The organism is Enterococcus sp. AZ194 (genome assembly GCF_051713825.1).
Taxonomy (GTDB): domain Bacteria; phylum Bacillota; class Bacilli; order Lactobacillales; family Enterococcaceae; genus Enterococcus_K.
Map to the genome: position 1 here is coordinate 3877501 of NZ_JBIOQR010000001.1, position 22311 is coordinate 3899811.

General features: G+C 40.1%; 16 protein-coding genes and 1 rRNA gene. 3 read left to right on the plus strand and 14 right to left on the minus strand.

Annotation, left to right across the window (positions count from 1 at the left end; genetic code table 11):
- Window positions 1-90: 90 nt before the first annotated feature.
- The 14 genes from IGI37_RS18065 to pth all read right to left on the minus strand — a co-directional run bounded on the left by IGI37_RS18065 (window position 91) and on the right by pth (window position 18313).
- A 16S ribosomal RNA gene (locus tag IGI37_RS18065) occupies window positions 91-1650 on the minus strand.
- A 655-nt stretch (window positions 1651-2305) separates the two neighbouring features.
- The gene (locus IGI37_RS18070) at window positions 2306-2578 is read right to left on the minus strand and encodes a GNAT family N-acetyltransferase (protein WP_438763446.1); all 273 of its coding nucleotides are present in this window, start codon (window positions 2576-2578) and stop codon (window positions 2306-2308) included.
- Window positions 2579-2957: 379 nt separating this feature from the next.
- Window positions 2958-4454, minus strand: coding sequence for a lysine--tRNA ligase (gene lysS, locus IGI37_RS18075; RefSeq protein WP_438763447.1), 1497 nt, complete (start codon window positions 4452-4454; stop codon window positions 2958-2960).
- Window positions 4455-4598: 144 nt separating this feature from the next.
- Window positions 4599-5618 (minus strand): tRNA dihydrouridine synthase DusB, encoded by a 1020-nt coding sequence (gene dusB / locus IGI37_RS18080; RefSeq protein WP_438763448.1) that lies wholly within the window; start codon window positions 5616-5618, stop codon window positions 4599-4601.
- Window positions 5619-6503, minus strand: a complete 885-nt coding sequence (hslO, locus tag IGI37_RS18085; protein WP_438763449.1) for an Hsp33 family molecular chaperone HslO — start codon at window positions 6501-6503, stop codon at window positions 5619-5621.
- A gap of 162 nt (window positions 6504-6665) precedes the next feature.
- Window positions 6666-8828, minus strand: coding sequence for an ATP-dependent zinc metalloprotease FtsH (gene ftsH, locus IGI37_RS18090; RefSeq protein WP_438763450.1), 2163 nt, complete (start codon window positions 8826-8828; stop codon window positions 6666-6668).
- Window positions 8829-8919: 91 nt separating this feature from the next.
- Window positions 8920-9465 (minus strand): hypoxanthine phosphoribosyltransferase, encoded by a 546-nt coding sequence (gene hpt / locus IGI37_RS18095; protein ID WP_438763451.1) that lies wholly within the window; start codon window positions 9463-9465, stop codon window positions 8920-8922.
- 19 nt (window positions 9466-9484) lie between these two features.
- The gene (gene tilS, locus IGI37_RS18100; RefSeq protein WP_438763452.1) at window positions 9485-10867 is read right to left on the minus strand and encodes a tRNA lysidine(34) synthetase TilS; all 1383 of its coding nucleotides are present in this window, start codon (window positions 10865-10867) and stop codon (window positions 9485-9487) included.
- A 179-nt stretch (window positions 10868-11046) separates the two neighbouring features.
- Window positions 11047-11523 (minus strand): S1 domain-containing RNA-binding protein, encoded by a 477-nt coding sequence (locus tag IGI37_RS18105; RefSeq protein WP_438763453.1) that lies wholly within the window; start codon window positions 11521-11523, stop codon window positions 11047-11049.
- A 44-nt stretch (window positions 11524-11567) separates the two neighbouring features.
- Window positions 11568-12005, minus strand: a complete 438-nt coding sequence (locus tag IGI37_RS18110) for an FtsB family cell division protein (RefSeq protein ID WP_438763454.1) — start codon at window positions 12003-12005, stop codon at window positions 11568-11570.
- Between the two features lie 66 nt (window positions 12006-12071).
- Window positions 12072-12341 carry an RNA-binding S4 domain-containing protein gene (locus tag IGI37_RS18115; protein ID WP_438763455.1) on the minus strand — a complete coding sequence of 90 codons (270 nt, stop codon included), beginning with the start codon at window positions 12339-12341 and terminating at the stop codon, window positions 12072-12074.
- A complete protein-coding gene (locus IGI37_RS18120) occupies window positions 12338-13912 on the minus strand; it encodes a putative polysaccharide biosynthesis protein (RefSeq protein WP_438763686.1) in 1575 nt (524 codons plus the stop codon). The genes IGI37_RS18115 and IGI37_RS18120 overlap by 4 nt, the downstream gene beginning before the upstream one ends.
- A gap of 294 nt (window positions 13913-14206) precedes the next feature.
- The gene (mfd, locus tag IGI37_RS18125; protein WP_438763457.1) at window positions 14207-17737 is read right to left on the minus strand and encodes a transcription-repair coupling factor; all 3531 of its coding nucleotides are present in this window, start codon (window positions 17735-17737) and stop codon (window positions 14207-14209) included.
- Window positions 17738-17752: 15 nt separating this feature from the next.
- Complete coding sequence (gene pth, locus IGI37_RS18130; protein WP_438763458.1) at window positions 17753-18313, minus strand: aminoacyl-tRNA hydrolase; 561 nt, start codon at window positions 18311-18313, stop codon at window positions 17753-17755.
- Between the two features lie 329 nt (window positions 18314-18642).
- Here pth and IGI37_RS18135 point away from each other — a divergent pair, with 329 nt between their 5' ends.
- The 3 genes from IGI37_RS18135 to IGI37_RS18145 all read left to right on the plus strand — a co-directional run bounded on the left by IGI37_RS18135 (window position 18643) and on the right by IGI37_RS18145 (window position 22278).
- Complete coding sequence (locus IGI37_RS18135) at window positions 18643-19617, plus strand: L-lactate dehydrogenase (RefSeq protein WP_438763687.1); 975 nt, start codon at window positions 18643-18645, stop codon at window positions 19615-19617.
- Window positions 19618-19898: 281 nt separating this feature from the next.
- Window positions 19899-21311, plus strand: coding sequence for a L,D-transpeptidase family protein (locus tag IGI37_RS18140; protein WP_438763459.1), 1413 nt, complete (start codon window positions 19899-19901; stop codon window positions 21309-21311).
- Window positions 21312-21408: 97 nt separating this feature from the next.
- Window positions 21409-22278: a helix-turn-helix domain-containing protein gene (locus IGI37_RS18145; RefSeq protein ID WP_438763460.1), complete on the plus strand. Its 870-nt coding sequence runs from the start codon at window positions 21409-21411 to the stop codon at window positions 22276-22278.
- Window positions 22279-22311: the final 33 nt, after the last annotated feature.

Sequence of the window (22311 nt, forward strand, 5' to 3'; positions counted from 1 at the left end):
CAGTTTTCAATGAACAAAAGTTTTGAGAGTAAACCTCTCAAAACTGAACAAAGTGTTGATAAACCGTGTAGTTTCCGTAATATTCCTTAGAAAGGAGGTGATCCAGCCGCACCTTCCGATACGGCTACCTTGTTACGACTTCACCCCAATCATCTATCCCACCTTAGGCGGCTGGCTCCAAAAGGTTACCTCACCGACTTCGGGTGTTACAAACTTTCGTGGTGTGACGGGCGGTGTGTACAAGGCCCGGGAACGTATTCACCGCGGCGTGCTGATCCGCGATTACTAGCGATTCCGGCTTCATGTAGGCGAGTTGCAGCCTACAATCCGAACTGAGAGAAGCTTTAAGAGATTAGCTTAGCCTTGCGACTTCGCGACTCGTTGTACTTCCCATTGTAGCACGTGTGTAGCCCAGGTCATAAGGGGCATGATGATTTGACGTCATCCCCACCTTCCTCCGGTTTGTCACCGGCAGTCTCGCTAGAGTGCCCAACTAAATGATGGCAACTAACAATAAGGGTTGCGCTCGTTGCGGGACTTAACCCAACATCTCACGACACGAGCTGACGACAACCATGCACCACCTGTCACTTTGTCCCCGAAGGGAAAGTTCTGTCTCCAGAATGGTCAAAGGATGTCAAGACCTGGTAAGGTTCTTCGCGTTGCTTCGAATTAAACCACATGCTCCACCGCTTGTGCGGGCCCCCGTCAATTCCTTTGAGTTTCAACCTTGCGGTCGTACTCCCCAGGCGGAGTGCTTAATGCGTTAGCTGCAGCACTGAAGGGCGGAAACCCTCCAACACTTAGCACTCATCGTTTACGGCGTGGACTACCAGGGTATCTAATCCTGTTTGCTCCCCACGCTTTCGAGCCTCAGCGTCAGTTACAGACCAGAGAGTCGCCTTCGCCACTGGTGTTCCTCCATATATCTACGCATTTCACCGCTACACATGGAATTCCACTCTCCTCTTCTGCACTCAAGTCTCCCAGTTTCCAATGACCCTCCCCGGTTGAGCCGGGGGCTTTCACATCAGACTTAAGAAACCGCCTGCGCTCGCTTTACGCCCAATAAATCCGGACAACGCTTGCCACCTACGTATTACCGCGGCTGCTGGCACGTAGTTAGCCGTGGCTTTCTGGTTAGATACCGTCAAGGGATGAACAGTTACTCTCATCCTTGTTCTTCTCTAACAACAGAGTTTTACGATCCGAAAACCTTCTTCACTCACGCGGCGTTGCTCGGTCAGACTTTCGTCCATTGCCGAAGATTCCCTACTGCTGCCTCCCGTAGGAGTCTGGGCCGTGTCTCAGTCCCAGTGTGGCCGATCACCCTCTCAGGTCGGCTATGCATCGTGGCCTTGGTGAGCCGTTACCTCACCAACTAGCTAATGCACCGCGGGTCCATCCATCAGCGACACCCGAAAGCGTCTTTCAAATTAGAACCATGCGGTTCCAATTGTTATACGGTATTAGCACCTGTTTCCAAGTGTTATCCCCTTCTGATGGGCAGGTTACCCACGTGTTACTCACCCGTCCGCCACTCTTTTTCTTTCGGTGGAGCAAGCTCCGGTGAAAGAAAAAGCGTTCGACTTGCATGTATTAGGCACGCCGCCAGCGTTCGTCCTGAGCCAGGATCAAACTCTCATAATAAAAGTTAGAACAATCATAAGATTGTTAAGCTCAATTTGTTTGCTAGCATATTGCTTGCTTGTTAAATGTTTGCGACTTGATTCAATCAAGTACACACTACACATTTGGTTTGTCTTACTTTGTTCAGTTTTCAAAGGTCTACAATTGCTGTTTCAGCAACTTTTATATCATATCAGTCGAGTAGTTAAATGTCAACCTCTTTTTTATAAAAGTTTTTAACTTCTTTTTTCAAATCAGTTAATCGCTTGTTTCAGCAACTTAATTAGAATACCAGTTCAGTTGTTATTTGTCAACAACTTTTTTCAATAAATTTTATTGATTTATCAACTGTTATTCTGCCATCTCTCTCGAGCGACTTTGTTATTCTATCATGTTGATTCCTCAACGTCAAGAATAATTTTGAAAAGTTTTCTGAAAAAACTTTTCTTGTTTTTTATGAATAAAAACATTCATGCGAACAAATAATAATATACCAACTAAATCCCTTGGGGTCAATGAATTTCTTGGTTTTTTTTCAGTTTTTTTCGTTCTCCGATTGATACTTAAAACCTAAGGCGGAATGTTCGCTTTTCACGCATAAATCATCCTGTTTACATAAAAACTAACCGTAAACAACCGTGTTTTCATTTGAACAAAAAACGGAAGCTTTATTCTTTTAACGCTCCACAGATCTTTCGGCCCATTCTTCTCGTAATACACCATATTTCATCGAATCAAAATAGGCACCTTCCCAAAAACGAACTTGTCGAATGCGCCCTTCCTCTTTCAAGCCAATCCGTTGGCCAAGCTTCATCATTCGTTCATTTCCAGACCATGTTGTAAACCCAATATGTAAAAGTTCCTTCTCTTGCTCAAAAAGAATATCTAACCACTGCTCAGCAGCCTTACGACCAATCCCCTTTTGCCATACGGAAATGACAAGAAACACGAAAGACTTTCTTTCGATGTTGATTGATTCCTACGTGGTGTTCTTCAAATTTTTGTGACCAGGTAGGTACTGTTCTACATCTATCTACTTTGTAAATAGTGTTTCACAGCACCGGGTAGGTACTGTTCTACATCTATTTACTTTGTAAATAGTGTTTCACAGCACCGGGTAGGTACTGTTCTACATCTATTTACTTTGTAAATAGTGTTTCACAGCAATTTCAGCTTATTTTTCGAACCTTCAACTCTCGGCGTAGAAGTTGTTGAGAGCGGAACAACGTGCAGATGGAGTTGCTTCTGAACCCACCGTTTATTCGGATAAAGAGAGGCTTGGACATAACGTATGAAGTTATGTCCAAGCCTCTTCAAGTTACTCATTCTTATTTCATCGTTGGAAACAATAGAACATCTCTTAGTGATTGTGCATCCGTTAAAAGCATCGCCAAACGATCAATACCGATTCCTAATCCACCTGTTGGCGGCATCCCATATTCTAACGCTTCTAGGAAATCTTCATCCACACCATGGGCTTCATCATTCCCTTGTTCACGTTCTTTTTCTTGTGATTCGAAACGTTCACGTTGATCAATTGGATCATTTAATTCTGTAAAGGCATTCCCAAATTCACGACCCACGATAAATAACTCAAAACGATCAGTAAATCGACCATCTTCAGGATTTTTCTTAGCAAGAGGTGAAACTTCGACTGGATGACCATAAATAAAGGTTGGCTGTGTTAGCGTTTCTTCAACAAAGGTTTCAAAGAACTCATTAATAATGTGACCCACAGACATATTATCTGTAATTTCCACATTATGTTCTTTTGCATACGCACGAGCTTGCTCTACAGACATTTCAGGCCAGAAATCGACACCCGTTTCTTTTTTAATTGAATCAACCATGTGTACCCGACCAAATGGACTACCTAAATCAATCTCTTGCTCATTATAAGTAATTGTCGTGTTCCCTAAAACTTTCTGCGCAACATGACGAATCAATCCTTCAGTTAAATCCATAACATCTTTATAATCTGTGTAGGCTGTATAAACTTCTAACATCGTAAATTCAGGGTTATGCGTCGTATCAATTCCTTCATTACGAAATACTCGGCCAATTTCATAGACTTTTTCCATACCACCGACAATTAGACGTTTTAAATGTAACTCCAAGGCGATACGTAAATATAAATCCATATCTAACGCATTATGGTGCGTTGTAAATGGACGTGCAGCCGCTCCCCCAGCTTCATTATGAAGAACAGGCGTTTCTACTTCAATATAACCATTTCCATCAAGATATCTTCTGATTTCGCTGATGATTTGGCTACGTTTCATAAAACGATCAAAGCTTTCGCGATTACTAATCAAATCTAAATAACGTTGACGATAGCGTTGTTCGATATTTGTTAAGCCGTGATATTTATCTGGTAGAGGACGTAGCGCTTTTGAAAGCATTGTTAATTCTTTGGCTTTTACGCTGACTTCTCCCGTATTAGTTTTCATCACTTCACCGGTTACGCCAAAAAAATCACCTAAATCTGCATGAGTAAATAACTCATAGGCTTCTTCACCAACTTCATCTTTACGTACGTAAATTTGAATTTGACCTTCACGATCTTGCAAATGAGCAAACCCGGCTTTTCCTTTTCCACGTTTGGTCATTATACGACCTGCTATACTTGCCGTCACGGCTTTTTCTGCTACTTCTTCTTTAGACATGGCGTCAAAGGCTTCATGTAATTCTACTGAATTATGGGTTCTATCAAAACGTTTTCCGAATGGATCGATTCCTTCTTCACGTAATTGTTCCATTTTTTGACGACGCACAAGCATCTGATCATTTAAATCTTCTACTTGGTTCTGTTGCTCTTCTGTCATTAGAGTTCCTCCATTCTCGTGTTTCTTCTCTTACTTATAATGCCAATGATAACAGAAAAAAGCAAGATGAACTTTGTGATTTTCTTCGTTTTTTCTTGCCTTTTGACCCTTTTTCACTGTTACTTTCATTGAATATTTTTCAAATTATTGACCAACACTTTCTTTTTCCACCTGTCGCTCGCACTTTTCAACAAACGCATCAAGCAAATCGATAATCGTTTGCTCATCTTCTGTTTGATTGATTGCTACTTTAACTTTTGCTGCACGAGAAATTCCCTTTAGATAATAAGCGGCATGTTGCCGGAATTCTCGAGAAGCGATTGTTTCACCTTTCAATTCAACGAGACGATGCAGATGTAGCTTAGCCGTTTCCATCTTTTCTCGAGCAGTCGGTTCCTCAATTAATTCGCCGGTTTCCAAGTAGTGTTGCGTTCGATGAATCATCCAAGGATTGCCTAATGCAGCTCGACCAATCATGACGCCATCAGCGCCCACGTATTCCAACATACGTTTGGCATCTTCCGGTGTTTTGACGTCACCATTTCCCATAAAAGGAATCTTCAGGTGACTCTTAACTTCTTTCAAAACAGCCCAATCTGCTTTTCCTTCATACATTTGAACGCGTGTTCTTCCATGCATCGCAATCGCTGAAGCACCTGCTGATTCTGCAGCTAACGCGTTTTGAACCGCAAAAATATGGTCTTCATCCCAGCCGATTCTCATTTTGACTGTTACGGGCTTGTCAACCGCTGAGGACACAGCATGGACCATCTCATATACCTTATCAGGATCTAATAACCACTTTGCTCCAGCTTCTGCTTTAATGATTTTGTTTACAGGACACCCCATATTGATATCAATAATATCTGCTTTTGTATTCGCTTCGACAAATTGCGCTGCCTCGACGAGTGTCTCTTTATTGCCACCAAAAATTTGTAAACTTAGCGGATGTTCAGTTTCTTCTATATGAAGCATTTCTAACGTCTTTTTGTTGCGAAAATGGATTCCTTGGTCACTGATCATCTCACAAACAACTAGACCTGCACCAAATTCTTTGACCGTCACCCGAAAGGCGGCATTCGTTATCCCCGCCATAGGGGCGACAACTACGCGATTCGGGATTTCGACATACCCAATTTTCCACGCATGTTTTAAAGCCGCCATCTAATTACCACCTGCTTCTTTCTTAAGCCCAGCCAAGTCTTCTTCTGTATAGTGGTATTTATTTCCACAAAACGAGCAGACTGCTTCTGCACCATGATCCTCATCAATCATCGCTTGGATTTCTGTAGTTCCTAACGCAATAATTGCTGCGCCAAATTTATCTTTGGAGCAGTCACAAGAAAATTGAACAGGAGAGGTTTCTAATATATTTAAAGAGGCATCTCCTAATAGACCTTCTAAAATCTCTTCTGGCGTCTGCCCTTCATCTAATAAAGTTGAAATAAGCGGTGTTTGCGCTAAACGTGTTTCAATTGCTGTGATTGTCTCATCATCTGCACCAGGCATAATTTGAATCATAAAGCCACCCGCTGTTTTAATTGAATCATCTGTATCAACCAAAACACTTAAACCAACTGCTGATGGAACCTGTTCAGACACTGCGAGATAGTAGGTAAAATCTTCACCTATCTCTCCTGAAACTAGGGGCGTTTGTCCTGAAAATGGTTCTTTCAACCCTAAATCCTTAATTACTGTGAACAAACCATTCGTTCCAACTGCGCCACGAACATCAATCTTGCCTTTTTCATTTGCAGGTAAGCTAATGTGCGGATTTTTGATATAGCCCTTTACTTCCCCATTGCCGTTACTGTCAACAATGATCGCTCCGGCTGGTCCATCGCCTTGAATTTTTACGGTTAATTTATCTTCTCCCTTTAAAGTAGCCCCTAAAAGAATTGCCCCAATCATCGTTCTACCTAAAGCGGCTGAAGCCGTACTCCATGTGTCATGACGTTTTTGGGCTTCCCCAATCGTTTGTGTTGCTCGTACAGCATAAGCTCGTACAAATCCGTTATATCCTAAAGCTTTTACTAAATAATCATTCATGTTTATGTATCCTCTTTTCCTTCAGACTCACTAGTGAATAATACTAGTATCTGAGTTTTTTTTCAACTTTCGTTGGTTAATTTCTGCGCGTTCTTCTTATTTTTTTAAAAGAGAACCGATGAACGCCCCACAAGGAAGACTTCATCGGTTCTCTCTACTTACTTATTTGTAACGATCGTCAAAATTATTTTTTTCATATTCTGACTTAGATGAATCGTCTGCGTCATTTGTAGAATCAGAAACCTCTTTACTTGTTTCTTGACCTTCTAGTTTGACTTCTTCTGCTTCATCTTTTAATTCTTGTTTGATTTCTTCAAAATCATCTTTTTCTTCTGCTTGTTTTTCAGCATCTTTTTCTTCCAATGCTCGTTTCGCCTCTTCAAATGTTTGAGCTTTTTCGCTAGGGAATTCAGATGATTCCGTACCTTCTGGCATAACGCCTTCTTCAAACAATGATTTGATTGCTTTAGCATCCAATGTTTCAAACTCAAGAAGTTTTTCAGCAATCAGTTTATGTTGCTCACGATGCGTTTCAATAATCTCATGCGCTTTTTTGTGTGCTTCCATTAAGATACTGCGAACTTCTTGGTCAATCTCAAAAGCGACTTGTTCAGAATAAGCTTTTGTTTGACCATAATCACGACCAACAAATACTTGATGATTACCTTCATATTGAACAGGTCCTAATTTGTCACTCATTCCGTATTCAGTTACCATACTACGAGCTAACCCTGTTGCTTGTTCAAAGTCATTAGAAGCACCTGTTGATTGAACATTAAAGATAATTTCTTCAGCTGTCCGTCCACCAAGTAACCCAACGATTTGTTCAAACATATCTTCTTTGGTCATTAAGAATTGATCTTCTTTTGGTAAAGCAATCATATAACCGCCTGCGCGACCACGAGGAATAATCGTTACCTTGTGAACCACACGTGCACGACTTAACACTAAGCCGACAATCGTATGTCCCGCTTCATGGTACGCAACCATTTCACGTTCTTTTTTACTGATTACGCGGTCTTTCTTCGCTGGACCTGCAATTACGCGGTCTTCTGCTTCATCAATATCAGAAGCATCAATTTTCTTTTTATTTCGACGAGCAGCAACTAAGGCCGCTTCGTTTAAGACGTTTTCTAAATCTGCACCAGCAAATCCTGGAGTTTGTTGAGCAACCACTTTTAAATCGACATCGTCTGCTAAAGGTTTGTTACGTGCATGCACTTTAAGAATGGCTTCACGACCTTTGACATCTGGACGCCCTACTAAAATTTGACGGTCAAAACGACCTGGGCGTAAAAGGGCTGGATCTAGTACATCTGAACGGTTAGTTGCGGCAATGACAATCACGCCTTCATTTCCATCAAAACCATCCATCTCTACAAGCAATTGGTTTAGGGTTTGTTCACGTTCATCATGTCCGCCACCCATTCCAGCGCCACGTTGACGACCTACCGCATCAATCTCATCAATAAAGATGATGGCAGGTGCATTCTTTTTCGCATTTTCAAACAAATCACGTACACGACTTGCCCCGACCCCAACAAACATCTCTACGAAGTCTGAACCTGAGATTGAGTAGAACGGTACACCAGCTTCACCAGCAACTGCTTTTGCTAATAAAGTTTTCCCTGTTCCTGGAGGGCCCTCTAAAAGAACACCAGCAGGAATACGCGCGCCTAATTCAGCAAATCTTCGTGGGTCTTTTAAGAATTCCACTACTTCAACTAATTCTTGTTTCTCTTCTTCTGCACCAGCAACATCAGAGAAACGGATACGGTTGGCTTTTTTGTCTGCTTCTTTGGCTTTTGATTTGCCAAAGTTCATGACGCGGCCGCCACCGCCACCGCCGCCACCTTGTTGCCCCATCATCATATAGAAGAAAAAGATGATGACAATAATTGGTAGGAAGCTCAAGAGTAGAGAAACCCATATTCCACTGCTTGACTCTTCTTTAATTTTGGTTTCTACACCATTATTTTCAGCTAACTTAGTTACTTGACTCAACGTTGAGTCGTTAGGTAAAACCATTGTTGTAAAGCTTGTAGCAGGAACATTTGTTGATCCTAGGATTGATAATCCTCCGCTGTTGTTGACTTTTTGTTCTTCTTTGTATTCCCCAGTAATCTTATAAACGCCGTTCGCTGGTTGTACAGTAAAGTTTTTGATTTTACCGTCTTCAAGTTGTTCGGTAAATTTTGAATACTCAATATCCGGCGTTTGCTGATTGTTGTTTCCAAAAATGAAGTAAACAACCATCACCATTGCTAAGATAACTAGAGCATAATATAAGACATTTTTCATCATGCCATTATTTTTCTTATTCATGCTTGCCCTCCTTAGGTGCTCAAATTCATTCGTTTAATTTTTTATCAATCCTGACCTTTACATTGTAACATAACTAAATTCAATTACATCACTAATTTGATTGATAGACACTTGCTTTTAACACGCCTACATAGGGCAAATTACGATAGGCTTCCGCATAGTCCAACCCATAGCCTACGACAAACTCATTTGGGACATCAAAACCAATGTAATCCGCTTCGATATCGACAACGCGGCCTTCCTTCTTATCTAGCAAAGTAACAATCTTCACGGATTTTGCTTTACGATATTTGAAGAGGTCAACTAAATACGCTAACGTGCGACCACTGTCAATGATATCTTCGACAATCAATAAGTCACGACCTTCGACATTCGTATCTAAATCCTTGACAATTTTTACCTCACCAGAAGAAACTGTCGCATTTCCGTAACTAGATACATCCATAAAATCTAACTCTACATATGTATCAATCTCACGAACCACGTCAGACATAAAAGGAACTGCCCCTTTTAAAACACCAACTACTAAAGGATTTTTCCCTTTGTATAGTTCAGATAACTCTTTACCTAACTCCGCGCAACGCGCTTGAATTTGTTCTCTAGTTATTAATATTCGTTCGATATCTTTTTCTAACATTTGGTTCTCCTTCCACCTATTACTCCCGATATTTATAAAGAAGTACGTAGTGTATTTTATCAGTTTCTTCCATAATACTCAAATAAGAAAGTGTAAAAGGCAACAATCCATAAATATTATTTTTTGAATCGGTAAGCACCCACGCTGTCGCTCTTTTGGCATTCATCACTTTGTTATCTATAAAATAGCGCGAAACTTTTTTTGTTAAATTCTTAGTTAAATGAAGACGTTCTCCGTCCCGTCTACGCCGCAGAAAAAATTCTTTTGCCAAATCTTTAGGGAAGTCTTGTCTAAAAGTTGACCAACCTATTTGCTCAAGCTCTGCCGGAACTTTATCGAGTTCGACATTTTTTAAAATCCCAATCCATTCACGGTCATTCAGATACACTCCCTCATCGTAATGGAGAACATGATGTTCATCCGTCACTTGTTTGTTTTTTTCAAGGGAGAACTGTTGGTAGCTTTTTTTAAAGAACCACTCATTTGAAAACGCGACTTGCCACTGTGCCTTCTCTTTTTTTAGCAAACGGAGAAGTTGAAGAAGTTGCTCTTCCTTAGCGCCCACCTGTAACTCAGACAAACTTTTTTTGAAAAAATAGCTGAGAAAAAAATATTGCTGGTTTTCCGGCAACGCCATTAACCAATCGCCTTCGATTTGCCAGCTCTCTGCCTGCTTTTTAACATGCGTTTGAAATTCCTTTTCCATCTGTTCAGAAATCAGTGCCTCTGCCCATTCCAATTGCTGAGAAAATTGTTGCGCATGCGCTAATAAGCGGGCATTCTCTTTTTTTAACTCGGGAACGACCCATTTTCGGATACGATTTCTTTGAACATGCGTGTCTTCATTTGTTTGATCTTCAAAAAACACCAAAGACTGTTCGGCTGCCCACTTACGAATATCCTCTTTTGAAAACTGTAGCAATGGACGAATAAGCTCCCCATTTGAAAAGGGTTGTCGTACTTGAATGCCAATATGGCTATTTAAAGAGCCGCCTCGTGCTAGTTTCATGATAAGAGTTTCTGCTTGATCATCTCCATGATGAGCCGTCATAAGTTTATTACACGCGGTTTGTTCCATAACCTCTTGAAAAAAATTGTACCGAAAATTCCTTGCTGCCTCTTCCATTCCGAAACTCGTTGCTTGTTGCCACTGAATACTATAAAAAGGAATTCCTTTTCTCTTACAATAAGCTCGTAAGTAGGCCTCTTCTTCATCTGATTCTTGGCGAAGCTTGTGATTAACATGTGCCACCACCAAAAAAATTGTTTCTTTGAGTGCGAGTTTCTCCATCAATCGAAGTAAAACCATCGAATCGACACCACCTGAGATTGCTAAAAGAATTTTATCCTCAGTTTCCCATAAAAGTTTGTCTTTTCCGTGATTAAAAAATAAATTTTCCATGTTTTGTTTTACTCCTTATTTGTTTAAAAAGAAAAAACCGAGGCCGTCAATCAAAATTGATTCGTGCCTCGGTTCATTTTAGACGTTATTTCTATCTGCATCTTCAGCCATGTGCTTACATGAAGATTGTTCCTTCAATGGACTGAACATCCTAACAGAACGCTACCGTCCGCGATTCTCTAGTTACGGCGACCGCCTCGGCCTCCACGTTTTCCTTCAGTATTACGTTTTAATGAAGAAAGTCGATCATCACTATCTTTCAAAAATGAACTCATTAATGAATCGAAATCTTGTTTATTGTTATTGTTGTTCATCGGCTGATTGCGAGCGAATGATTTTTTTTGAGCAGGACGGCTATTATAATTTTCGCGTGGTTCACGTGGTTCACGACGTTGAAATTCACGTTTTTCTTCTTGGGGTTGTTCCTGTGCTTTACGGATAGATAACCCAATCTTCCCATCGTCTCCGATAGAAGTTACCTTAACTGTCACTTCATCTCCAACAGTTAAAACATCATGTATATCTTTAATAAAACCATTGGATACTTCACTGATATGAACTAACCCAGTCTTTCCTTCACCTAAGTCAATAAATGCACCAAAATTGGTAATCCCTGACACTTTTCCTTGTAGTTTCGCTCCTACTTCGATTGACATAAAAAAATTGTTCCTCCTAATTTATAACCCTTTTTTATATTTCACTACTTATCAGTAGTACTTGACTCTGTAACTGGATCTTTTGTTATTTGGTTTGTGGCATCACTTGTTTCTGTGCCCACAATCGGGTAAACCTGTTCGCCTTCTTTTGAATAGAAAAATCGACTACGAGCTAGCTTAGCCACGTATTCGTCATCTTTTAGCAAATTGACATCTTGTTTTACTCTAGCCAGTTGTTTATCAACTTGTTCTGATTCTGCAACTGTTTCTTCTTTAATTGTTCCCAGTGACTGCAAGCGTTGGTAGTCATTAAACAATTGGACTCCGATAATCACAAAAACTCCTAAAGCAATAAGAAAAACAACCGCTAATCGGCGTCTTCTAAAAACAAGCTGCTTTTGTTGTTTTTGAAATTCTACGTACTGCTCTTTAGTATAGTCATTATCAATTGTTGAAATCTTGTTTTTTGTTTCTTGACTCACACTCTCTCACCTCAGTCTTTTTCATAGTCTTTCTCATTATACCAACATCTTTTGTTGTTGTCTAATCTAATTCTCAGCAGAATTTGTTCGTGTTTCTGCTAAAATTTCGTACATTTTTTCAGCATCTTCTTTTTTGGTGGATTCGTGCAATTCTACTACCTTCACCTCTAACGTTTTATTGCCAAATTGGACCCTTAAAACATCGCCCACTTTCACGTCACTAGACGACTTAGCCAGTTTTCCGTTAATTTGAATCCGGCCTTTATCTGCCACTTCTTTTGCGACAGAACGACGCTTTATAATTCTTGATATTTTTAAAAATTTATCTAGTCTCATAGATTATTCCTCTTTTTCCTTTTAATAGTTAATAATTTTTTCCCAAATGGAATCATTAGCCACTCACGCACTGTAAATAATTTTACCCGAATCGCGACAAAAATGAAACAGCTAAAACCAATCAATACGCCGCCTAAACTAATCATCAAAGCAGTTAATCGATGATTGATTGTTCCCACAAAAAACTCGATACCTATTGTATAGATAAACAAGCTCACCGCCATAGCTCCCAGACAAATAAGAAAGGTTCGACCAAATTGCCGCTCTTTCCAAAAATGATTTAACTCCTTTTCTGAATGTTGAATCAGATAAATGAGCGTCATCGAAAGTCCCGCTAGCGTCGCCAGACTGGCCCCAACTGTTCCCATGAGTGCAGTTAAACAAATCGTCCCGACAGCCTTTACCAGTAACCCCCAACCGGCTGCTTTTAACGGCATCCGAAACCAATTTTGACTCTGAGCAATACTTTGATACGCCTGAATCGTCGCCATTAAGCCAATGGAAAAAACGAACACAGTCAAAGGCCATGTGCCTGAATCATCCTTAAACAAGGCATAGTTCACATTCGGAAGTAACACGGCTAGACCAACTGAGGCAGCCAAAGCGATACTGACTGTCAATCGTAAGTAAATCCGAGCCGATTGTTGAAAATGTTTTTTTCTAGCTTGAACAAGCGCACGGGTTAAGGCCGGTAAAAACGAGGCACTTAAAGCCGTGGCAACAACCAAACCAAGTTGGACAAGTGGCTGTCCTCTATCATAGACCCCTTTGGCCACTCGAGCTGCCTGTTCTGTTAAACCATAGAGCTCAAGACCGTTTGTAATCAAAAAAGAATCGGCTAATTGAAAGAAAATCAAGTACCCACTATAAAACGAGAGCAAACCACCCTCTATTAAAAAGCGCCGGACCAATCGTTTACTTGGTCGCTGCATCACTGAAAAGCCTCGTAACCTTAGTGCCCCTCCATGAATTTTTTTCTCATAATAAGTCAACAAAAGGAGCGCACAGAGTCCACCAATAACCGCGCCACTCATAGCGATTGCACCGGTTTGATAGATGCTTAACCCAAAATGAACAAAGGCCCCAGCAGCAGATAAAATGATCCCGACACGGATTAGCTGCTCTAACACTTGAGAAGCAGCTGTTGGAACCATCAAAAGTCGACTCTGAAAATTCCCACGATAAAAGGATAAGCCTGGAACTAACAAAAAGGTGAAGGAGACTACTTGAATCAACGACTCTAATGATGAATCCCCCATTACTTTTGCAAGCAGGCCACTTCCAAAAAAGGTCAGAAACCACAGAGCTAGACCACACCAAAAAACAAGTGGAAACAACTGACCTAATGCTTCTTTTCGTTCTTTTGGCGATTCTTTTTCTGCCGCATACTTTGAAATGAACTGTGGTAGACCAGACAAAGCTAAAGTCATCGCAATCCCATAGATAGGATAAACTTGTTGATACACATAAAAACCTTCATCTCCGACAGCATTTTGGAAGGGGACACGATAAATAGCACTTAGTAGCTTGGCAATAAACGAAGCAACTGTCAGTACAAACGCGCCTTGCATCATCCGTCGCATTTCTTTTTGAGCTATCGTGATTCCCTCCTTTTTGAAACTTATTTTATAGCGAAACTTCTCCGTTGAACGCTTTTTCTCTTTTTCTTAACTCTTTCTTACAGGTCTTTACCGATTTTCTATCCATTCGTTAATCCATGTTAGCTGAACATACCTAGGATATAACTAAAAAAGTTATGTTTCAGGTACGTGGCATCCAAATAAACACTGAGCGCTGACAAGTTCTCGGTAAGTCCCCTGACTCGTCTGCAACTCTCTATCCTCTATAGATTCTTCATAAATCCACTATTCAGCTTCTTTTGACACATATTTTTGTTGGCGTAAGGCTTTGATAAAGCTTGCTGTTTCCTGCAACCACACAGCATCGCTCATTCCTCGGCCAATTGTTAATTTAATCGTCATCTTGTCTTTTTCGACGCCTAACCCTGCTTTCATTTTAGTTGCGGTTAAGGCCTCAAATAACTGTTCTACTGAATAGGTTTTAGTTCCGACTTTGCTTAGAACCACCTTAATCGTCAAGCCCTGAATACGGACCATTTCAAGCAAAGCACGATCGCCGTCCATCTTCATTTGACCAATTGTCAATAAGTGAGCAACCTCTTCTGGGTATTCCCCAAATCGGTCCAACAAGTCTGCTTCAAGTTCTTCGAGCATCTCTTGGCTCTCTAACTCACGAATTCGTTTGTAAATCTCAATTTTTTGACGCTCATCTTCAATATAACCAGAAGGCAGATAGGCATCTACCCCTAAATCAATTTCCACAGAAGTTTTTTCTGTTTGGGTATTCTTCCCTTGTTTGCGGGCAACCGCTTCAGATAACATTTGTGAATACATATCAAACCCAACCGCATCGATAAAGCCATGTTGTTGTGCGCCCAATAAATTCCCTGCGCCACGAATCGATAAATCACGCATCGCAATTTTAAAGCCTGAACCAAGCTCCGTGAAGTCTTTAATCGCTTGTAACCTTTTTTCGCTGACTTCATTCAAAATCTTTTGTTGTTCATACATAAAATACGCATAGGCAACACGATTGCTTCGTCCCACACGCCCCCGTAGCTGATACAACGTAGATAAGCCCATATAATCAGCATTTTCTACAAAAAGCGTATTGGCATTAGGGATGTCTACACCCGTTTCAATGATTGTGGTCGTTACCAAAACATCATACTGACCTTCAATAAAATCAAACAGCGTATTCTCCAATTGTACCTCGGTCATCTGCCCATGAGCATACGCAATCCGTGCATCTGGAACTAGCGCTTGAAGCTCTTCTACTTTTTGTTCAATAGTATCTACTCGATTATAGAGATAGAAAATTTGTCCGTCACGTCCCATTTCACGTTCAATCGCTTCTCGAATCGCCCCTGGATTTTTTTCCATAACATACGTTTGAATCGGGTAACGATTTTCTGGCGGCGTCTCAATGACAGATAAATCGCGAACGCCTAACATGGACATGTGGAGCGTACGTGGGATTGGTGTAGCTGTCAAGGTCAACACATCTACTTCAGAACGCAATTGTTTCAAACGCTCTTTATGCTTCACACCAAATCGTTGCTCTTCATCAATAATCAACAGGCCAAGATCACTAAACTCAATATCTTTGGATAGGATTCGATGTGTGCCGACCACGATATCCACTTGGCCTGTACGCAACTCTTCAATTGTTTCTTTTTGTTGTGCTTTTGTTCTAAAACGACTTAATAAACCAATATTTACTGGGAAATTCTCAAATCGATCCACCAGCGTTTCATAGTGCTGTTGCGCTAAGATAGTCGTCGGCACTAAAAATGCCACCTGTTTATTTTCTTTGACCGCTTTAAAGGCCGCACGTAATGCAACCTCCGTCTTCCCGTACCCAACATCTCCAACTAACAAACGATCCATGGGTTTGGCTTTTTCCATATCACGCTTTATTTCGGCTGTACTTCTTAACTGGTCATCTGTTTCAGAGTAAGGAAAAGCATCTTCAAATTCTTTTTGATACGCATCATCTGGTCCAAAAGCATACCCCGTTTCTGCTTCTCTTGCCGCATACAGTTGAATTAAGTCGTCTGCAATATCTTCAATTTTTGAGGTGACTTTCCGTTTAGTCTTCGTCCACTCACTTCCACCCAGCTTGTTGACGCGAGGTGATTTCCCTTCTGAGGCAACATATTTTTGAATCAAGTTTAATTGCGTAACAGGAATAAATAATTTATCTTCATTCTGATATAAAATCGTCAAATAATCTTGATGGACGCCATCTACTTCTAGTGTCTGCATCCCAATATATTTCCCAATCCCGTGATTCGCATGGACCACATAATCGCCTGATTTTAGCTCACTATAACTTTTCAGACGTTCTGCATTGGAGATACTTTGTCGACGTGTTTTCTTTTTCGCCGTCTTTTGAAAGACTTCCTTTTCTGTAAGGGCCACTAATTTATCTTGTGGCAATTCAAACCCAGACTGTAAGCCACCCTCAACGAGTTGGATTTTTCCAGTTAGAAGCTTATCCGCGGTTGTTTGAACAGACTTGATGTCAAAATCTAAGAACATTTCTTCGATTTTTTTCAAACGTTCTTTTGTAGAAATGTAGACCACTACCGTTTGGCCTTGTTTTTTCCATCGATCCATTTCGGTTTTTAATAGAGGCATTTGTCCGAAAAATTGTTGCATCGAACGGTATTGGAAATTATAAATTTGTTGGAACCTGAGATTGCCCATGCCTTTTTGAAATAACGAAAAGTAACTCGTAGGATAACTATCCTTATTTAAAATTTGATACACATCATGGCCAAATGTTTGTTCAGAGAAGATTTTTCCTTCTTCAATCTTCATCGTTTGCCACTCAGCCTCTTCTCGTTCCATTTCACGATTGGTTTCCAAAATTCTTGGATAGTCATCTATAAAAACGAGCGCGTTTTTCTCAAAATAATCAAAAATATCGGTTTTCGTTTCATAGAGAAAATCCGTATAGTAGTTGGCCTGATCCCCAGGAATCCCTGTTTGCCATTCAGTCATTAGTTGCCCATAATAATCAGATAGGAATTCCTTTTCTGTTGGATCATTGGTAATCGCCAAACGTTTTTCTAGTGCTTCTGTTAAGCGTTTGACACCATAGTCTAAATCCGTATCGGAAAAAACCAAATCTGAGGTTGGCAAAATCGAGATTTCTTCAATTGTTGCCACTGAACGCTGGGTATCTGCTTCAAAGTACCGCATAGAATCAATTTCGTCATCAAATAGTTCCACACGAACTGGATACTCTGTCGTCAGTGGATAAACATCCACAATACTTCCTCGAATGCTAAACTCGCCGGGTTTGCCAACCATGGTTTGACGTTCATACCCCATCAACACCAATTGTTGCGCAAGTGTCTGGTTGTCAATCGTCCCGCCAAGCTTCCACTCCACTTGATACGATTGCCACGTTTTCTTAGGCGGCAAAAACTTTCGTAAAGCCGCAGCAGGTAGAACGTAGATTCCTTTTTTCTTTGTCACTAAAGCATTTAATGTGACCACGCGTTCCGCACGAGCTTCTGGTGAAGAGAAAGCCATTTCTGCGGACATCACTTCGTCCACGGGAAATAAGAAAATCTCTTCCTGTGGTAAAACATGTTGCAGATCATCTACCAACTGATTGGCATAATACAAGTTAGGCGTAATGACAATCGTTGTCTTTTTTAATTTTTTGTAGGCACTAACCATCGTCAAGGTTTTAGCTGATCCTGATAACCCGGTTAATAGCTGACGTGGTGCTTTTTCTTTCAACTCTTGTATCCATTGTTGGATTAAAGGATTTCGATTGAATAATTGAATGATATTCAAGTTCGTTTCCCCTCTCTAATTAAATTGATTCATTGTATCAATAAAGGTATGGCCAGCTAGTCGATACTTACATGCTGCAACAGACTGATCAATGCTTGCTTGAATGAACGGTTGATTTTCTTTACTAAAACCACTTAACACATGGTTAACGACTGTTTTTTTTCCTTCAGGACGACCGATACCGACTTTAATTCGGTCAAAAACATTGTCTCCCAAATGCGCAATCAGACTCTTTATCCCGTTATGTCCACCCGCGCTTCCTTTTTGTCGCAAACGAATTTTTCCAACAGCCAAATCTAAGTCATCATAAATAACCAATAACTCCTCAGGATAAATACCAAAGTAGGTCATCAATGGGCCCACAGCTCGTCCTGATTCATTCATAAACGTCATTGGCTTCACTAATAATATTTTTTCCCCATCCACAAAAAACTCAGCCACTTCAGCTTCGAATGGGTTCTTTTTGAAAGTTGCCTGATAGTCATCAGCTAAACGATCAACCACCATAAATCCGACATTATGTTTTGTCTCTTGATATTTGGTTCCAGGATTTCCCAATCCAACAATCATTTTCATAAACGTTCCTCACTTACTCCAGTCATTTGCAACACAAAATGCTGGATAGGTTAAAAACCCCTCCAGTCATGTCACACTTTCTACTCAATAGTATAACACAGGAGAAGCTATAATCGTTATAGCTAAACTCGGTATATTACCAAAAATTAGAAAAAAGTTAGAAAAAACTTCTCGAAACAGCGAATTCTTAGAATAGTGAAATTCCGCACTTGTAAGCTTTTACAATTGATACAGATTACAAAACTGTTACATTTTGACGGCGTATTACGTGACAGAATATTCCAGAGATGTTACGATAATAATGAAAAAACAAATACGTGGAGGGATTGATACACATGGCTAATGAAAAAAAAGATCATCAAAAAGTCATTCTAGTTGGAGATGGTGCAGTTGGATCTAGTTATGCATTTGCTCTTGTCACTCAAAATATTGCCCAAGAAGTCGGGATTATTGATATTAACACCAAAAAAACTGAAGGAGATGCCATCGACCTTTCTCATGCGTTAGCCTTTACTTCACCTAAGAAAATCTATGCAGCCGAATACGCGGACTGCCATGATGCAGATTTGGTTGTCCTAACTGCCGGTGCTCCACAAAAGCCTGGTGAAACTCGTTTGGACTTAGTGAACAAAAATCTAAAAATTAATCGCTCAATCGTCACTCAAATTGTTGAATCTGGCTTTAACGGTATCTTCTTAGTTGCCGCAAATCCCGTTGATATTTTAACTTATTCAACATGGAAATTCTCTGGTTTCCCTAAAGAACGCGTGATTGGATCCGGTACTTCACTAGATTCCGCTCGCTTCCGTCAAGCCATTGCCGAGTTAGTTGACGTTGATGCACGAAATGTTCATGCGTATATTTTAGGTGAACACGGAGATTCTGAATTCCCTGTCTGGTCTCATGCAAATGTAGCCGGTCTTCAAATTTATGAATGGGTCAAAAGTAACCCTGAAGTAGATGAAGAAGCCATGGTTAACTTATTCTTTAGTGTGCGTGATGCTGCCTATACCATTATTGAGAAAAAAGGTGCCACATTCTATGGCATCGCAGTTGCTTTAGCACGCATTACCAAAGCTATTCTTGATGATGAAAACTCAGTTCTGCCACTCTCTGTTTATATGAATGGTGAATACGGCTTAAATGATATCTTTATCGGTGCGCCAGCAGTCATTAACCGCCAAGGAATCAAACAAGTTATTGAAATCCCTCTAACAGATGCTGAGAAAGATCGGATGAATGCTTCTGCTAGTCAATTAAAAGACGTCCTTACACAGGCATTCGACCAATTAGACGCAGAATAATCCTCTCTTCTTTGATGCAAACTCTCGTTATAGTAGGACTGGAAAGATAATTTTTCTCATTTTCTGATACAAAAAAAAGAATTTGAAGCTCAAAAAGAGTTTCAAATTCTTTTTTTCTATATTATTATAAAATGTATAGAGTTATTTTTATTGGTAATCACTTTCTAAATATTTTTAAAATTTTCACCTATTTTGAGCAAAATCGCCACATCGCTAGGGAATTTATGCTATTATGAATAACGGTATACTCTAAATTTATTCAATTGAGGGGTTTATATATTATGACAAGAGGAAACACTCGTGCACAGAGGCAAAGTAAGGTAGCTAAGATTATCATACTCATTACTTTAGGTATCATTGTTTTATTAGCTGGCGGCTATACCTACCGTAGCATTTATTATACAAAACATTTTTTGCCCAAAACTGAAGTAAATAGTGTCGATGTGAGCAATTTGACCATCGATGAAGCAAAAAAGCAATTACAGGAAAAATATTCTTCTGAAACATTTAAAATTACAGAAGAAGGAACGACCTGGAAAGAGATTAAAAAAACCGACTTGGGCGTTTCGCTTGATTTTACAAAAGAATTAGAAAAACTACGACAAAAACAAAATCCTTGGGGCTGGGCCTTTTCTTATGTTTCTGCTGCCGAGAAAGAAACACTCGATTCATTAGATGTTGACCAAGAAAAACTGAATGCTTCTCTAAGTACAGTAAAAGCAGACTTAACCAAATTAAATGAATCACGAACCAAGTCTGAAAATGCAAAGATTATTCGAACAGACGCAGGCTTTGCTATACAAGATGAAAAAATCGGAAACACGATTAACGTCGATGAAGCAATGACCTCAATTACCCAGACAGCAACAGAAGGAAAAGAGACTGTTGACTTGGTTGCATTCCGTATCAAACCTACGATTACTGCTAACGATGAGAAGTTGAAAAAACAAATAGAAAAAGCTAACAAAATAGCCAAGGTTAATGCAACGTATACTATTAACGGTATTTCATTCGTCATTCCAACAGCAACGATTATGGACTGGTTGGAGTCTACTGATAAAGATCTTACAATTAATCATGACAAAATAACTGAGTACGTGACTAATTTGGCAACAATGTATAATACTAGTTCAAACCCAACAACCTTCAAGAGCACCAGACGCGGAGAAGTTAGTGTTCCAGCGGGCTCTTATAGTTGGACTATCCAAGTCGATCAAGAAGCAGCTGCTTTGAAGGACTCAATTATGGCTGGCGAAGACTTCACACGTAGCCCAGTTGTCCAAGGAACGACCACCGCAGACCACGCCCTTGTAGGTAACACCTACATCGAGGTTGATTTACAGAGTCAGCATATGTGGTTCTATAAAGATGGCGGACTTGTTTTAGAGACGGACGTGGTAACAGGTAAACCTAACACACCTACACCACCTGGAGTTTTCTACGTTTGGAATCACGAGCAAAATGCCACACTTCGCGGCTTAAACGATGATGGTTCAAAATATGCTAGTCCAGTAAAATTCTGGATGCCAATTGATTGGACTGGTGTCGGTATTCATGATTCTGATTGGCAACCTGCGTACGGTGGAGAGCTATGGAAAACAGTTGGTTCACACGGCTGTGTCAATACACCACCTGGAGTGATGAAACAATTGTATGAATCAGTCGAAAATGGCACACCTGTATTAGTATTCTAAAAGAGCCGTAATAGAGAGTAGGGATTCTTAAATAGATATCCTTGCTCTCTTTTTCATTGTATAATCAAGTTACAAATTGCAAAATAAGGAGAAAAAAATGACTTATTGGGAAAAAGCAGATTATTCTTGGTCTTCCGATTCTGAACGCTACATTTTGACCCCCACACCACGAAGCCGACGTTTGTTCTACTACATTCAAGAAATCGGCCATTTCAAAGCACATCAGCCCTACTTTACAGAACGCGAACACCTACCATCCTATTTGATTAAGTTTACCTTGCAAGGAGAAGGACTTCTTCGGTATAAAAATCAAAGTTATTCGATAAAAAGTGGCGACCTCTTTTTTATTGACTGTAATGAATATCAATACTATCAAACAGTCAGTGAGGATTATTGGGAAATGGATTGGGTTCATTTTTCTGGCGCACAATCTGCCCTGTTTTATGAAGAATTTATAAAAAATGACTGTCCCGTTTTCCATACAGAGGGGACGCCTAAAACTAACGCAATTCATTTAATCTTAGAGCAATTATTAGCTTTGCAGACACAGCCACATGCACAAACAGATTATCATTCCTCTATTTTGCTTCATCAATTACTCAATGAAGCCCTTTTGCAAAAATATCAACAGGATTTTTCTTATGAAGCAATTCCAAAACACATTTTAGATATGCGCGTATTTCTTGATGCACACTTCGCTGAAACTCTCTCTTTAGAGGATTTGGAAACTATTTTTCATATTAATAAATACCAGTTAAATAAGGAATTCTCAAAGTTTATTGGCCTACCACCGATTAAATACCAAATAAATAAAAAAATCTCCTATTCAAAGGATTTACTTCGCTACTCCGAAAAATCAATCAAGGAAATTTCTCTAGAAGTGGGGCTCGAAAATTTTGCTTACTTCAGTCGCCTCTTTAAAAAAAGGACGGGACTAACTCCTAGTCAATATAGGAAGATTGGGTAAAATATAAGGATTTCTCAACAAACAAACTCTCCT

What these genes read in the sequence shown, in the direction of transcription:
- lysS (WP_438763447.1), bottom strand. Translation starts at nt 4,454, where the DNA reads ATGACAGAAGAGCAACAGAACCAAGTAGAAGATTTAAATGATCAGATG.
- dusB (WP_438763448.1), bottom strand. Translation starts at nt 5,618, where the DNA reads ATGGCGGCTTTAAAACATGCGTGGAAAATTGGGTATGTCGAAATCCCG.
- hslO (WP_438763449.1), bottom strand. Translation starts at nt 6,503, where the DNA reads ATGAATGATTATTTAGTAAAAGCTTTAGGATATAACGGATTTGTACGA.
- ftsH (WP_438763450.1), bottom strand. Translation starts at nt 8,828, where the DNA reads ATGAATAAGAAAAATAATGGCATGATGAAAAATGTCTTATATTATGCT.
- hpt (WP_438763451.1), bottom strand. Translation starts at nt 9,465, where the DNA reads ATGTTAGAAAAAGATATCGAACGAATATTAATAACTAGAGAACAAATT.
- tilS (WP_438763452.1), bottom strand. Translation starts at nt 10,867, where the DNA reads ATGGAAAATTTATTTTTTAATCACGGAAAAGACAAACTTTTATGGGAA.
- IGI37_RS18105 (WP_438763453.1), bottom strand. Translation starts at nt 11,523, where the DNA reads ATGTCAATCGAAGTAGGAGCGAAACTACAAGGAAAAGTGTCAGGGATT.
- IGI37_RS18115 (WP_438763455.1), bottom strand. Translation starts at nt 12,341, where the DNA reads ATGAGACTAGATAAATTTTTAAAAATATCAAGAATTATAAAGCGTCGT.
- IGI37_RS18120 (WP_438763686.1), bottom strand. Translation starts at nt 13,912, where the DNA reads ATGCAAGGCGCGTTTGTACTGACAGTTGCTTCGTTTATTGCCAAGCTA.
- pth (WP_438763458.1), bottom strand. Translation starts at nt 18,313, where the DNA reads ATGAAAATGATTGTTGGATTGGGAAATCCTGGAACCAAATATCAAGAG.
- IGI37_RS18140 (WP_438763459.1), top strand. Translation starts at nt 19,899, where the DNA reads ATGACAAGAGGAAACACTCGTGCACAGAGGCAAAGTAAGGTAGCTAAG.
- IGI37_RS18145 (WP_438763460.1), top strand. Translation starts at nt 21,409, where the DNA reads ATGACTTATTGGGAAAAAGCAGATTATTCTTGGTCTTCCGATTCTGAA.